The 14,029-nt window shown below is 54.7% G+C and carries 11 protein-coding genes; 2 read left to right on the forward strand and 9 right to left on the reverse strand.

Features of this window, described 5'->3' with window-relative positions; genetic code table 11:
- Window positions 1-193: 193 nt before the first annotated feature.
- The 8 genes from ABGT74_RS05675 to ABGT74_RS05710 form a co-directional block, all read right to left on the reverse strand.
- Complete coding sequence (locus tag ABGT74_RS05675) at window positions 194-2,515, reverse strand: hypothetical protein (protein WP_346704816.1); 2,322 nt, start codon at window positions 2,513-2,515, stop codon at window positions 194-196.
- A gap of 21 nt (window positions 2,516-2,536) precedes the next feature.
- Window positions 2,537-3,310, reverse strand: a complete 774-nt coding sequence (rlmB, locus tag ABGT74_RS05680) for a 23S rRNA (guanosine(2251)-2'-O)-methyltransferase RlmB (protein WP_297282385.1) — start codon at window positions 3,308-3,310, stop codon at window positions 2,537-2,539.
- Window positions 3,311-3,470: 160 nt separating this feature from the next.
- Window positions 3,471-4,721, reverse strand: coding sequence for a DUF4317 domain-containing protein (locus ABGT74_RS05685; RefSeq protein ID WP_297282384.1), 1,251 nt, complete (start codon window positions 4,719-4,721; stop codon window positions 3,471-3,473).
- 95 nt (window positions 4,722-4,816) lie between these two features.
- The gene (locus tag ABGT74_RS05690; protein WP_346704817.1) at window positions 4,817-6,400 is read right to left on the reverse strand and encodes an amidohydrolase; all 1,584 of its coding nucleotides are present in this window, start codon (window positions 6,398-6,400) and stop codon (window positions 4,817-4,819) included.
- 136 nt (window positions 6,401-6,536) lie between these two features.
- Window positions 6,537-7,139 (reverse strand): RDD family protein, encoded by a 603-nt coding sequence (locus ABGT74_RS05695; protein ID WP_346704818.1) that lies wholly within the window; start codon window positions 7,137-7,139, stop codon window positions 6,537-6,539.
- Window positions 7,140-7,184: 45 nt separating this feature from the next.
- On the reverse strand, window positions 7,185-8,486 hold the full coding sequence (locus ABGT74_RS05700) for a PTS sugar transporter subunit IIC (RefSeq protein WP_346704819.1): 1,302 nt from the start codon (window positions 8,484-8,486) through the stop codon (window positions 7,185-7,187).
- 33 nt (window positions 8,487-8,519) lie between these two features.
- A complete protein-coding gene (locus ABGT74_RS05705) occupies window positions 8,520-9,923 on the reverse strand; it encodes a 6-phospho-alpha-glucosidase (protein WP_346704820.1) in 1,404 nt (467 codons plus the stop codon).
- Window positions 9,924-10,132: 209 nt separating this feature from the next.
- Window positions 10,133-10,855, reverse strand: coding sequence for a MurR/RpiR family transcriptional regulator (locus ABGT74_RS05710; RefSeq protein WP_297282379.1), 723 nt, complete (start codon window positions 10,853-10,855; stop codon window positions 10,133-10,135).
- Between the two features lie 79 nt (window positions 10,856-10,934).
- On the opposite strand from ABGT74_RS05710, the gene ABGT74_RS05715 reads away from it, so the two are divergent.
- Window positions 10,935-11,234, forward strand: a complete 300-nt coding sequence (locus ABGT74_RS05715; RefSeq protein WP_297282378.1) for a PTS sugar transporter subunit IIB — start codon at window positions 10,935-10,937, stop codon at window positions 11,232-11,234.
- Window positions 11,235-11,236: 2 nt separating this feature from the next.
- A complete protein-coding gene (locus ABGT74_RS05720) occupies window positions 11,237-11,563 on the forward strand; it encodes a PTS lactose/cellobiose transporter subunit IIA (protein ID WP_346704821.1) in 327 nt (108 codons plus the stop codon).
- A 127-nt stretch (window positions 11,564-11,690) separates the two neighbouring features.
- Here the strand turns inward: ABGT74_RS05720 and ABGT74_RS05725 are convergent, their stop codons facing one another.
- Window positions 11,691-13,478 (reverse strand): methyl-accepting chemotaxis protein, encoded by a 1,788-nt coding sequence (locus ABGT74_RS05725; RefSeq protein WP_346704822.1) that lies wholly within the window; start codon window positions 13,476-13,478, stop codon window positions 11,691-11,693.
- Window positions 13,479-14,029 lie beyond the last annotated feature (551 nt).

A 14,029-nucleotide genomic window follows, 5' to 3' on the forward strand; every position in this document is an offset into this window, starting at 1 on the left:
CCATGACACGAGCCTATCTTGCTACCGCAGCCGCTGTGCTGGCGATTGCGCTTGCCGTTTTTTCGATGGCCTCCGTCCTGCCTATATAATTCTTCTCTCTCTTTTTGCCGCCTCAGGCGGCCTACGTTCCCCCATTGCCATGCATGGCAAAAAGCAGGTCTGGATAAAAATCCAGACCTGCTTTTTTATGTTTTTAATGCGTTTGCTGTGTGATAATGAATACAGGAATATACCACAACAGCAAATACAGCAACAAATTTGTCACCGGCAGTGCGTCCGCTGCATTCTGTGATACCAGATACGCAACGATCAGCATACCGCAAACACCTGCGAATGCACCCAGCGTCAATGCGGAGCGCACCGCACTAGCCAGCTTGTCTGCACAGCGCAACACCTGCACAAACGCCCCCGCTCCTTCGCGCGTCAGAATAGCGGCGGGTGCATCTCCATTGGAGTAGTTCGGATCGAGCAGCCGCGTCACGCCAGCCGGCTCAGGCTGGTCAGCAAAGCCGCGACGCAAATCGAACTCTGTCTCTACCATCGCGGGAGAGATATTGAAGTCCCGCACCGCCAGCACCGCATTCATATGCATACGGCGCATCATGCGCATAGCGCGATAAGTATGCTTGGTCGGTTGATAGCGCAGCGTGAGCACACCCGCGAGTGCGTTATCCACTACCAGATACGAGCAGACCTGCTCACCCTGACCGGACGGGATGCGAATACCCATTTTGACCATCAGCGCCGCCGTACCCAGTACCACGCGGCTGGTGCCGATGTCGCCCGTCAGGCCGCCTTCCACTTCTTGCACGTTGCGTGCCGCCAGCGTCACGCCGTAGCGCTCGCGCGTGGCATCCGTCAGCACACGGCCCAGCTCCAAACCGGCCGCATCCGCCAGCGCTGCCGCACAGGCAAGCACCTTATCATCCGACAGGCGACCCATGTTCTGCAACGATTCCAGACTGATCGAGCCGGACGGGAACAGATCGTTCTCAGTCAGCACGACTTCTTCTGTGCCGCGCAGCAGATTGGCCTGCCGCGCACCCGCAATCGCCGCGCCAGAAGCCAGCAAACGGCGGGATACATTTTTATAGCTTGCGCCAAATGCACAAATCAGGCCGAGTGGCGCAGAAACCGACAATATAGCAGAAAATGCCCAGAAGAAACGCACCGGCTCCCCACGTCCAACCGAAGCCAGCAAGGCAAAAATGATCGAAGCCGCCAACGCAACCGGTACATAGATCATGGAGAAGCGATCCACAGTGTCGGGGCGCTCCATTTCGGTCAGAAATGCTTTTTCCGCATGCAGCGGCCCCTTGACTGCACGGCAGGCATCGTCCTCCGCATCATAATGGCTGTAAATCGCCGCAGGTTGCTCTGCCGAGCAAATGGCCTGATACGCGCGGGCACGCGCGGCAAATCGACCGCGTTCCTCTCGCATGGCCGCATACAACAGCAAAATGCTGACCGCCAGATACGGTATCTGCACACCAGACTGGTTGTCAAATACGATGATAGACGCCCCGTGCAGCAGCGCTGCAAGGATGGCAAACGACACCAGCGAAGCGCGGTCCGGCATACCGTGCAGCAAATTGTAAAAACCCATGCCGAACACATCAATACCGACAAACAACGCGATGAATTGCAGCAGCAGCAAGATGCCGATGCCAATCGTCGGATTTTCCACGACATCAATCGCCACCGGAATCGGCAGCACTTCAATGCTGGGCGCAAGACTGAGATATGCCGCAGCAATCGCAAGGATCAGCACGACGATCGAACGCGCGGATAAGCCCTGCGCGCGCCGCTTGAATGCACGCTGCGCCTGCGCTGGATCTCGCAATTGGATTTCCTCTTCCTCTTCCGCCTGCTCGGCCGCAATGCGCGCCGCGCGGGCTTCCTTGCGCGTCATTTTCACGCCGCGCCCTGCATGCTTGGAAGAAGCCATCTCCTCGGATATATCTTCCTCCGGCAGATCCGGAATATCATCAAATTCCTCTTCGGCTTCCGCAGCCTGCTTGGCTGCCAGCTTTGCTTCGCGCTTCGCCTGCCGGGCTGCTGCCTTGGCAGCTGCTTTTTCCTGACGAGCGGCTGCTTTGGCTTCGCGCACTGCAATGCGCGCCGCGCGCTCATCCTGCTCTGCCTCTTCAAAAGCGGTCAGGTCAGGAATCTGCTCCTCTTCGGATTCGCCCCTGCGCGGCGCACGCTTTTTCGGTGCGGTACGCGGCGCCGTCTGCGGTGCAGCTTCTGCCTGCACCGGCGCTGCCTTCGGCACTTCCGGCTCCGGCACATGTACCTGCGGCGCCGCCTTAGGTGGCTCTGCTTTGGGTGCCGGTTGCTCCGGTGCTGCTCGGAAAGTCACTGGCTCAGAGCGGGGCACATGGCGCGATGGCGCCGGCGTGCCGCCCTCTACCTCAGCGATAATCGAATCCAGATCGAACTCATCCCCATCCGGTACGTCACTGAGCATTGCCTTGATCGCTTCCAGATTCATGGTTTCGTCTTTTCTGTCCATATCCTTATCCGTTTGCCTCCTTTAATCGGCCTGCGTCCGGCGGCGCACCGCTTCAAACAGCAGCACTGCCGCCGCATTGGATGCATTCAGCGAATTGACCCGACCGCGCATCGGAATGCTGACAATATAATCACATTTGTCTCTCGTCAGGCGGCTGAGGCCCTGTCCTTCCGAACCAATCACGATCGCTGTGGGACGGTCAAACGCCGCCTCATACAGCCCAACCGTACCATCGGCCTCCGCACCGAATAGCCATACGCCGCGCTCCTTCATCTCGTCAAGCGTCGCGGCAAGGTTGTTCGCCTTGTGCACGCCCACATAGGCCAGCGCGCCTGCCGCCGCACGCGCTACCGCCGCTGTCAGACCGACCGCGCGGCGCTTGGGGATAATCACACCATGCGCGCCTGCCGTTTCCGCCGAGCGGATGATCGCGCCCAGATTATGCGGATCTTCGATACCGTCACATACCACAATCAGCGGCACCTCGCCGCGCTCTTCCGCCACGCGGAAAATATCGTCGAGCGAAACGTATTCCTGTGCTGCCGCCTGTGCGATTACGCCCTGATGGTTGCCGGTCGGGCTCATGTGATCGAGCTTGCGGCGGTCACAGGTGACCACCGGCACGCCATGTCGCCGCGCTTCCGCTGCCACATCACCAATGCGCGCACCCTCAGCCACAAAAACCTTGTCCACCGCACGCCCCGCGCGCAGCGTTTCCAGCACCGCATTGCGGCCCTCGATCAGCGTACCGTCGTCCTCCCGCGGGGGACGGCGTTTGTTTTTTATATCAGCCATATTCCTACGCTCCAAAAAACCTTAGATATTGGCATTATAGCACACTTTCCCCACCACATTCAATGTTATACGCTTAAAAAACGGAAAATGCGCCTTCTTTTCCCCATTTATATGCAAAAAGACGGGGTCTTCACCCCGTCCTCTGTGCATTTTGGGAAAATTACAGCGGCTGCTCCACACCGTTGATGCGGGCATGCTCGCCTTCCTCAAGCGGAATGAGCAGACACTTCTGCCCATCCACCACGTCCGCACGGATGCGGCTTGCGCGTTCCTGCGGCACATGCAGCTCGATTTCTGCATCCTCGCGCCACGGCGCATCATCCTCCGCATCGACACGCTGCGCCGCCTGCGCGGCCAGCTCCTGCTGCAAAACCGCTACCTTCTGCTCGAGCGCCGCGGTATGGGCACGGGCTGTGCCTTCCTCGACCAGTTTACTGTCCAGCACATTATCCGCCACCGGCGGCGTATCGCCGAACACATGCGTATAGCTTTTTTCCATCAATTCGCGCACCTTTTCCGGCACCTCCGCTTCGGTGGCGAGACCGGACAGCGTTTCCGCCGTCAAGCTGACCGGCGGCAGGGACTCGTCCTCTTCCCGCTCGGCCACCATACCGCTGATGGTTTTCTGGATCTGGAAAAAGGCGGCATCCGCCTGCTCCTCATCCTCTCCGAAGGCGTCCAGCACCACGCTCCGGAATGCCTGCTTGTCCTCCGCCGCCGTACGCTGCGGCACGCAGCCGAGCACCTGCTCGACCAGTTCCGGGTGTGAGCTTTTGCCGGTTTTGACATAATACATCACAGCGTTGACATCGCTGCCGCGGTTTGCAAACGCCGGATAAACAAAGCCCAGATCAGGCAGACCGACCACCCAGTCGCGCACGCGCGCGCCGATGCGGTTTTCGTCCTCGCGGTAGCCCAGCGCTGGCTTGGACAGCTCGACCGGACAGATGGCACAAAGTATGTACTCGTAAATCTCCTCGGATTCGTCCTGCTCCTCACCTGAGGTCGCCTTAGATGGTACATCGTAAATATCATGATATACCAAAATCAGATAGTTGCCCGGATACGCATACTCCGCGATGATCTGCTCGTACAGCCGATCAAGCAATTCCTCATTCCCCAACTTGCTCTCTTTGAGCGCGAGCAGATACTTCTGATGCTCCGCCGCAGATTCGCTGCGGTCAAACTCCAGTTCGAGCAGATTGCTGCCCAGCGTACCGGACAGCGTTTTCTTAGCAATCTCCAGATATTTATAAAACTCGTCCTCTTCCAGTTCGGAAAAGGATTCGCTGAATTTAAGCACCACCTGCTTGCCGCTGTTGACATAACAGCCGCACATGCGTCCGAAGGTGCATTCGGTCTTTTTCAAGCGGCGGCGCAGCTCGAGCACATCGCCCTTGGTGATATTCATGTTGCTTCTCTCCTGTTCTGCGCCCTGTGCGGGCCGATGATCTTCCGTCTTAGTATACGGCATCCCGCAGGCGAAAGGCAAGGGATTTTTGACGCTTATGCGCGGAACACGGTTTCTCCTGCCTTGACCGTTTCGAGCACGCGGATGTCCCGCAACTTGTCAGCAGACACAGTAAGCGGGTCGGCGTCCAGCAGCACCAGATCGGCAGTTTTGCCCGGCCGCAGCGAGCCTTTGCGTTCTTCCTCAAAATATTGCCGCGCCGCATTGACCGTCACCGCGCGCAGCGCATCCATGACCGGAATACGCTCATCCGCACCCAACGTCACGCCGTCTTTAGTCTCGCGCTGCACCGCGCACCAGATCGTGTGCAGCATATCAGGCGGCAGGACGGGCGCATCCTGATGGAACGTAAAGGGGATACCACGCGCAAGCGCAGACCCCGCCGCACTGATGCGCGAGGCGCGCTCCATTCCGAAATTGCGTATATGCACATCACCCCACTGATGAATATGCGCGATAAAGAACGACGGGATCACGCCCAGACGCGCCACTTCGTCCATTTGATCGCGCGCCAATAGCTGCGCATGGATCATCACCGGCCGCAAGTCACGAAAGTCCGAACGTTTCTTCTCTGCCGCTGCAATGGCAGCAAGATACTGTGCCGCGGCGGCATCCCCGTTGCAGTGCGCCAGCGGCTGCATGCCGCTGCGATAAGCCGTCGTCAGCGCCTGCCGCAACGCTTCGTCCGTCATGGTGGGATAGCCACAGTAGCCGTCCGCTGCGTCTTGATACGGCGCGCGCAACCATGCCGTTCGTCCCTGCGGCGATCCATCCAGAAACATCTTGCAGCCGCCTAGCTTGAAATGCCGGTCATACCGCCGCACCGCTTCCGGGAATGCGTCGCAGATATCGTCCAGCACATCCACGCCCGGATAGGCAATCACGTCGAGCTCAAGCAGCCGGTGCGCCAGCAGCGCCTGATATAACCCCACCAGGCTTTCCGGCATCATTCCCTCTTGCACCGTCGCAATACCGTAAGAAGCATAAAGCTGCTGCGCCCGTCGGCAAGCATCCAGCAAATCCGCCAGATCGGGCGCGGGAACCTTCTGCTGGTACTGCAAAAAGGCATTTTCCTCCATATAACCGGTCAGCTGACCGTTTTCTTTGCCAATGGCACCACCCTCGGGCGCCGGTGTATCCGGCGTGACGCCGAGCAGCTCAAGCGCCAGCGTGTTAAACACGCCCATGTGTCCGGACTGATGCACCAGCATAATAGGGTGATGCGCGGATACGCGGTCGAGCACCTCGCGTGTCGGATGCTGCTGCTCGGCAAGCGCGTTCTGGTCATAGCCCTTGCCGACCACCCACTGCCCGTCGGGCACACGATTATCCGTGATAAAACGCGTCAACGCGCCCTCAATTTCGGAAAAGTTCACCGTTTCCCCGAGCGGGGCTTGCAGCATCGCATAAGCTGCACCGGAAAAGTGGCTATGTGCGTCAATAAAAGCTGGCAGCAGCACGCGGCCGTCCAGATTGATCTCTGCTGCATCTTTGGCGCGTGCGTGTAAACGCTCATAATCCCCTACCGCAGCGATCACGCCATTTTCCACCAGCAGTGCCTCTGCCTGCCCATTCTCTTCCATGGTATGGATCGTACCGCCATAATACAGCATCTTCATAGCCATTTCCCTCTTTCCAGTTGCCTTTGGTTTCAGTATAACACGCACACACCAAAATAGTTGAATAGACTGTGAATTTTCCATTTTCCCTAGATAAAACAGACCGGTGTCTATCCTGACACCGGCCTGTTCTCATTTACGCCTTACTGTTTGATTTTTCGTTGTGAACTGCGGACGTTTCCGGCAAAAGCACCTCGCAGGTGCCGGAAATCCGGTCGTGCAGCATGCGTCTGCTCGGCGTATATACACCCAGCATCACCGATACGATGGTGATTGCCACCATACCGATGCGCACTGCATCCGCTGCGCCGTCGCCCGCCGCGCGGGCCAACAGCTCGCGCAACAGCTGGCTCGGGAATGCCACCGCGCCTTCCAGCACCAGCAGACCAACCACCTGCCGAAGAAGCAGCTTGTCCGCAGACACCGGCTCGCCGTTATCCGCGCGCACGATTTTCAGCCGCAGCAGACGCTTACCCGGCGTTTGGCCGTTCCAGAGCAGCGGCACCAGCCAGTAATATAGTACACCCAACAAGATCGCAACCGTTCCCCAGAGCCATCCCGCGCCATCCGGCGGCAGCGATGTGTCCAGCGCAGCGATCCCCGTACGCATGGAGTTGACCAGCAGAAGCGGCGCACCGCACACCATTGTTGCCAGATACCAGTCCACCGCATATGCTGCCAAACGGCGCAGCGGATGGATGCCTTTACCCTTCATTTCTTTCTTTTTCTGCAATGTCATTCCACTCCATCCGATTGACCGGTATATATTACCGGCATCCTGTTTTTATGATTCTACCGCAATCTCTGCCGGAACCGCTTGTTCCTCCTCCAGATACTGCTTATCCAGTGCGGTAATAAACGGATAATAGATCAAACCGCCAATGACGATTACCACCAGCTGCAGCACGCCGCCGCGCCAGTCGCCGCACATCATCCAGCCGCCGAACGGCGCGGGCAGAGTCCACGGAACGGTAACGCCGGTCGGATAAGGCACCAGACCGAAGTACATGGCGCAGAACGAAATCAGCACGGTCACCGGCGGAACGATGAAGAACGGAATCGCCATCATCGGGTTAAGCACCATCGGCAGGCCGAAGATGATCGGCTCGTTGACGTTGAAGATGCCGGGCAACAAGCCGAGCTTACCCAGCGACTTGATGCGCTTGGAGCGGCAGCGGAACGCCATGATCGCCGCCAGCGACACCGTATTGCCCGTACCACCGAGGAAGATGATATGGTTGGCAAAGTCCTGCGTGACGATGTACGGACGAACTGCATCCGCCGCCACATTGAATGCATCCAGATTGGCAAAACGCGCCGCATACCACAGCGGACCCATGAACGAGTCGATAACCGCCGTGCCATGAATACCGAAGAACCACAAAATCGAGTTGAGGATGGTGATAAACAACGTACCGATGAACGTTGTACCGATGTTGGTCAACGGCATCTGGATCACCGTGACAATGAAGTTCGTCACCGTGCCGAATGGCGTTGCCGCAAACACCAGACGAATCGCGAGGAACAGAATCACAATGATCGTTGCCGGAATGAGCGCTTCAAACTGACGCGAGACAAAGCTCGGTACGGATTCCGGCATTTTGATCTTCAGGTTTTTCTTGAGCAAAACCGCATACAGCTTGGTTGCAAGCAGCGCGGTCAGCATTGCGGTAAACAAACCACTCGCCTCAAAGCTGGAAGCAGCATAGCCGCCCTCTTCCATCTGCTGAAGCAGCAGGAAGTAGGCCGAAATGGAAATGGCGACCGCGGGCAGCGGCTCAACCCCCTCTTCCGACGCCAGCGAATGCGATACGCCGACCACCGCAAACAGCGCAACCAGACCCATCGTCGCAGGATTGACCATATCCCAGCACCACGAGCCCCAAACATCGCCCACCAGTGAGGTCATAAAGTCGTGGAACGCCTGCACCGGGAAATCACCGATGACAATGGCGATCGAACCGATGATGAGCAACGGCATGGACAGCATCAGACCGTCACGCAGCGCAACCAGATATTTGTTGCTGGACAGCTTCTGCGACATCGGCATCAGATGTGTCTCCATAAATTCCGTAATTTTATTCATTTTCTTTCCCCCTTGCTGAAAACTGCCTTGGTCTTATTGTAAGACAGGGAAGTGCTCCCCATTGACCGCAATGTATTCATCCAAAATCTTATGAGCCAGATCGGTATCCACCACCGTGCGGTTGACGACCAGTGCCTGCAACGCCTTCTGGTAAGAGCCTTCAAGCGCCGCATCCACGGTCAGCTTCTCATACGCATACTGACTTTCCAGCAGGCCCTTTTCAAACGTGCCAGCCGGCGCAATGCGCAGCGGCTCCGCTCCGCGCGCACCGACGCGGCAGGCAACCTCAAGCATCATCCCATCCGAGAGGTTTGGCACAATACCATTGTTTTCGGTCATCAGCAGGAAGATCTCGCCCTGATTATACGCAATGCTCATAGCAAGTTCTACGATATACGTCGCGTGCGCGTCGTTGTGCGCGATCGTTGCCGACTCAAACTCACCGTCTGCATTTTTATGCGAGCCGCGGCTATATTTGCGATCCATGTCAAACTTGGTTCCGCGGATCTTGCCGAGCGCAGCGATCTCGTCGCAATACGCCTTGACGCGCTTCTCACGGCCATCCATGACCGTGTTGGCACGGGTGTAGTTGGGATCGGTGTGCGCAACCATCGTATTGGGATACAGATAGTACTGCATATAAGTATTAGGCAGCGAGAACGGAAAATCCTGCACCATCTTTTCGAGATGCTTGAAGGTGAAATTCCAGTAATCGTCGTTTTTGCCCGAAAAGCCCAGCTCATCGTCGCAATTGCCGCGCTTGAGCTTCGCCAGGATCTCCGGCAGGACATCCTCACCGGTTTTCTTATCATACATGGCGGTAAACCAACCGAAATGGTTCAAACCGTAGTACCGCGGCTCAATATCCGTGCGTTTGCGGCCGCCTGCAAGCGGACAGAAAATATCCATGATCGAAATTGGCATGTCACAGATATTGATGAGACGATAATCATCCGGGAACACCCGCTTGGTCGCCTCTGCCACAATGGCCGCCGGGTTGGAATAGTTGAGAATCCACGCTTCAGGCGAATAACGGCGGATCGCGCGCACCAAGTCGATCATCGCCGGCACTGAACGCATGCCGTACGCGAAACCGCCTGGACCGCAGGTCTCCTGCCCAATCACACCATACTTGAGCGGGATCTTTTCATCCAATTCGCGCATTTTCAAACCGCCCGGTCGAATCTGCACCAGTGCAAAGTCAATATCGGTAAACGCGGTTTCTGCGTCGGTTGTATACGAAAAATCCACCTCCGGATAGTATTCCCGGAACAAAATCTCGCCAAAGCGGCCGATATGCTCCTGCCGTTCGGCATCAATGTCGTATAAAACGACACGGCGCAGCGGAAAATGCTCCCGCACCAGACAAAGCATTTCCAGCATATCCGGTGTATAAGTACTTCCCCCGCCCGCAATTACGATTGAAAACTGTTTCATGCGGCATTTCCTCCTTGCATCCTCTTTTGGCAGCAAAAAAACGTCTGCATTCTCTTGCTCTTGTATCATAAGCATAAAGAATGCAGACGTTTTTTCAAGCGTTTTGGATGAATAAAAAATTTGTCAACTGCATAAAAAACATGTTTCTGTTTTTCCCTCACCTGTTGCGGCCAATCACACAGCATGCTAAAATGCAGATAGCCACATGGTCAGCTTTCCTGTTGCAGCCGGTCTACCAGCCGGGAGAGGATATACTCAAACAGAATGATCGTGCGGCCGATAAAGAAATCCGGCACATTATAAGCAACCGAACCGCCTGTGCGGATCACCAGACGGTTATCGCTCATGCGCGCCAGCGTGGAGTCCCCGTGCGCGGTGATGGTATACAGCTTGTGGTGCAGCGTCTGCGCATGCAGGGCGATATCGACCAAATCGCGCGTTTCACCACTTTTGGATAAAATGATGGTCAGGCTTGGCTCGTTGCCGCCCCGCATCATATCCACTGGCGCTCCGTCGTAAGCCAGAATGCCAAGTGTCGCCAGACGCCGCATAAAATACGAGGACGCAATCGTGGAAAAGCCCAAACCCACAATAAATATGCAGCGGTTTCGGCAGCGCAGCAGCTCGTCGGCAAATGCTTCGATACAAGCCGTGTCCACGGTTTCCAAAATGCTCGTCAGGTCAATTCCGGCCGCCGCATCCCGCTCCGCTTCGGAATGACGGCGCAGGGAATACATCATATCGCTATAGCCCTGATACCCCAGCTTTTTGGACAGCTTGATCACCGTTGTTGTCGATACAAAGGATTGCTGCGCAATTGCGCGGATATTGACTTTTGCATCCCCATGCTCCACGGCGCGGAGAATACACTCCAACACCCGATGTTCGGTTTCATTGAGCAAATACCGTTTGGATAAATCGATCAGATTCATTGCTCTACCCCCGCCGAATTTGTTTTTCTGTTAGTATATCATATTTTTTATATCATTCACAAGAGGAGGTATTCCAGTTATGAACGTATTACTGCTTTGCTCGCAGGGCATGTCCACCGGCATGCTGTGTGACCGAATTTCTGCCGCCGCCAAGGAGGACGGCTGCGATATGACCGTATGGGCAGCCAGCGAAATCAAGGCGCGCGAGCATGTCGGCAACGCAGATATCATCCTGCTCGGGCCGCAGATCCGCTATCTCAAAAAGCGCATTGAGGAGATCGCGGAAGGCAAGCCGGTAGAGGTCATTGATATGATGGCATACGGCACCATGGACGGCAAAAAGGTCTATGGCGATATCAAGAAGATCATGGGAGTATAACAATGGCCATCACGCAAGAACAACTGGAACAAGCCTGCTTTCAGCTGATTTCCTTCAGTGGGGCAGCGAAGAGCGACTATCTGGAAGCAATCGAACACGCTAAGCGCGGTGATTTTACCGAGGCGGAAGCTGCTATCGCACGCGGCAATGAGGAATATCTGCAAGCACACAACGCACACTTTGACCTGATTCAGGAGGAAGTAAACAGCGAAAACGGGCTTTTGACCCGCTTGACGCTGGTGCATGCAGAGGATCAGCTTGCCATGGCAGAAACCTCGCGTCTATTCTCCGAACAGATCGTAGAGCTCTACCGCAGATTGCAGAAGTAACGTCTATGCGTTTGTATTCTGCATACAGGCCTGCATACTATGCTTGAATATAAACAGAGGGACTTCCCGTATATCGGGAAGTCCCTCTGTTTCTCATAAGGTTGGTTCTCCTACATTGAGCATTCGCTCAATACTTGTCGTAATATGATGCGTCAGATGTATCAGACGGCATACTGGGCTGTGGCGCGGTATAATCGGTGGTTTCTGGTGCGAAATAATCGGTGCGGGGCATACCTGTATCGGCAAACTTGAACTTGCCAACCAACGATTTCAGCATGCTTGCCTGACCGGACAGCTCCTCGCTGGCTGCCGCACTTTCCTCCGCCGTTGCAGAGTTGGTCTGCACCACGCTGGAAACCTGATCCAGTCCCAGTGCGATCTGGTCAGCCGACTGCGCCTGCTCTGCCGACGCTGTTGCAATTCGTTTAATGGATTCCATAACCTCATTGGCACCTTCGACGGTTTCTTCCAAAACCTTTTCTGTATCCGCAGCCAAAGCACTGCCGTTTTCCACCGCATAGATCGAGTTTTGAATCAACTCTTGCGTATTCTTCGACGCCTCCGCCGATTTGCCCGCAAGGCTTCTCACCTCATCGGCCACAACCGCAAAGCCCTTACCGGCCGCACCTGCACGGGCCGCTTCTACTGCTGCATTCAATGCAAGAATATTGGTCTGGAAGGCAATATCATCAATGGTCTTGATGATGCCCTGAATCTGCTGCGAAGTCTGCTTGATCTCCTCCATAGCAGACACAAGCTCCTGCATTTTCTGCTTGCTTTCATTGACTTTGACGCCGGTAGCCGTTGTCAATTCATTTGCAGAATCCGTATCCTTCGCATTCTGATTGATTCGCATACTGATTTCCTGCACCGTCGCAGCCAGTTCTTCGACTGCGCTTGCCTGTTCCGTAGCGCCTTGGCTCAACGCCTGCGCACCGTTGGATACCTGATCCGCGCCCGATGCAACCTGATTGGCTGCTAGGTCGATTTCCCGGAACGCGTCGCTAAGCGATGCGCTGATTTGCTTCATCGAGGTTTCAATTTCCGCAAAATCGCCAATGTATGCGATATCCATCTTGATATCCAGATTGCCCTGAGAAATCTGCATCAGCTTCTCATGGATATCCTCGATAAATGCTTTCAGATGGCCACGCATTTGGTGCACAGAATAGACAAGCATACCCAATTCCGAGGTGTCTTCCTGCATTTTTCCTTCAATCGACAGGTTGCCCTTGGAAAACTCGATCATTTCTTCCTGTATCACCTTCAGCGGACGAATCACTTTTTTCCTTGTGAACAGCGTGCTGAAAATCTGGAATACAATAATCAGACAGACAAGGATAATCACCACAATCTGCATGATGAACACATTGGTTTTCTGCTGCGCAATTTCTGAATCCAGACGTGCCTGAAACGTCTCAACAAATTGATCTTGCAGATATTGAATTTGGCTCAAATCCGAGCTGTATTGATTACCAAAAACATATTCCAGTGCAGAATCAATATCGCCGGACATTGCCGAATTCATTGCACTTTCTTCCAACGGAACCAAGGTGTTGGAGATCTGCGACATCTCGGTGATGAGAGCCTTCTCATCTTCCGTAATACCTACCTGCTCCATTCTGCTGTAGCCGATTTCACGGTTTTGCAAATTGTTTACTTCATTCTGATAGTTGTCGTGATATGTTTTTTCGCCGGTAGCAGCACAGGCTCGTGCCTGCTCGGTTAAGTAACTGGATGCATCCAGAAATTGCTGCGCAGCCGCTGTGAGTTCATTCCCATTGCTGTACATTTCCATGGCACGATTATTCATGGACACTGACAGCAAGAAAGCGATTGTCAAAATGATAACCAATACAACAGTTCCCAGATTCAACGCGGTTAGCAATGTTGATTGTTTAACTGCCTTTTTCATGCTATTTTTGCCCCTTTGTACTCAAATTGTGAAACGGGATTTGTGTATTTCATATTCTCTAACCTTTCCCTCCTTTGACCCTACCCAGCAAAGAGGCACTCTCTACACCACCCGTTGGAAAAGTCCTCTTTTATTGCCAACGCGTTTGCAAATGCACGAAAAAAACAGAGTTAACCTCTGTCTCAGCCAACATCTTCCTTTTTAACGCATTGTCTGGATCGTATCACCGTTTTGCACAATTCTCTTGCTTTTAGTATATCGAATTTTCGTCAAAAGGACAATACTTTTCCGCTCAATTTGCTTTGATTATCTTCTCAGCTCTTCCACAGGCCAAGAAGGGCAACGGCGTTTATATGGTTGTATCCCGTTTGCCAATATGCACTCATCTAAAATTTGATGCCGCTTCAAGCATCCCTAGAAACCATCAAACACAATATGAGCACTGACATTTCTGCATGAAAGCGAAAAGGGCCTGTTGCAAAATAGGCCAAAGAAAAAAGACAGGCAGGGCAGCCCGAAAAGGGTTGCCTTGCCTGCCTTTTTGCTTTAGG

Source organism: uncultured Agathobaculum sp. (assembly GCF_963927765.1).
GTDB lineage: Bacteria > Bacillota > Clostridia > Oscillospirales > Butyricicoccaceae > Agathobaculum.

Bases quoted from the DNA above. Each gene is read 5' to 3' on its own strand.
- ABGT74_RS05675 (WP_346704816.1), bottom strand. From the start codon at position 2,515: ATGGACAGAAAAGACGAAACCATGAATCTGGAAGCGATCAAGGCAATG.
- rlmB (WP_297282385.1), bottom strand. From the start codon at position 3,310: ATGGCTGATATAAAAAACAAACGCCGTCCCCCGCGGGAGGACGACGGT.
- ABGT74_RS05685 (WP_297282384.1), bottom strand. From the start codon at position 4,721: ATGAATATCACCAAGGGCGATGTGCTCGAGCTGCGCCGCCGCTTGAAA.
- ABGT74_RS05690 (WP_346704817.1), bottom strand. From the start codon at position 6,400: ATGAAGATGCTGTATTATGGCGGTACGATCCATACCATGGAAGAGAAT.
- ABGT74_RS05695 (WP_346704818.1), bottom strand. From the start codon at position 7,139: ATGACATTGCAGAAAAAGAAAGAAATGAAGGGTAAAGGCATCCATCCG.
- ABGT74_RS05700 (WP_346704819.1), bottom strand. From the start codon at position 8,486: ATGAATAAAATTACGGAATTTATGGAGACACATCTGATGCCGATGTCG.
- ABGT74_RS05705 (WP_346704820.1), bottom strand. From the start codon at position 9,923: ATGAAACAGTTTTCAATCGTAATTGCGGGCGGGGGAAGTACTTATACA.
- ABGT74_RS05710 (WP_297282379.1), bottom strand. From the start codon at position 10,855: ATGAATCTGATCGATTTATCCAAACGGTATTTGCTCAATGAAACCGAA.
- ABGT74_RS05715 (WP_297282378.1), top strand. From the start codon at position 10,935: ATGAACGTATTACTGCTTTGCTCGCAGGGCATGTCCACCGGCATGCTG.
- ABGT74_RS05720 (WP_346704821.1), top strand. From the start codon at position 11,237: ATGGCCATCACGCAAGAACAACTGGAACAAGCCTGCTTTCAGCTGATT.
- ABGT74_RS05725 (WP_346704822.1), bottom strand. From the start codon at position 13,478: ATGAAAAAGGCAGTTAAACAATCAACATTGCTAACCGCGTTGAATCTG.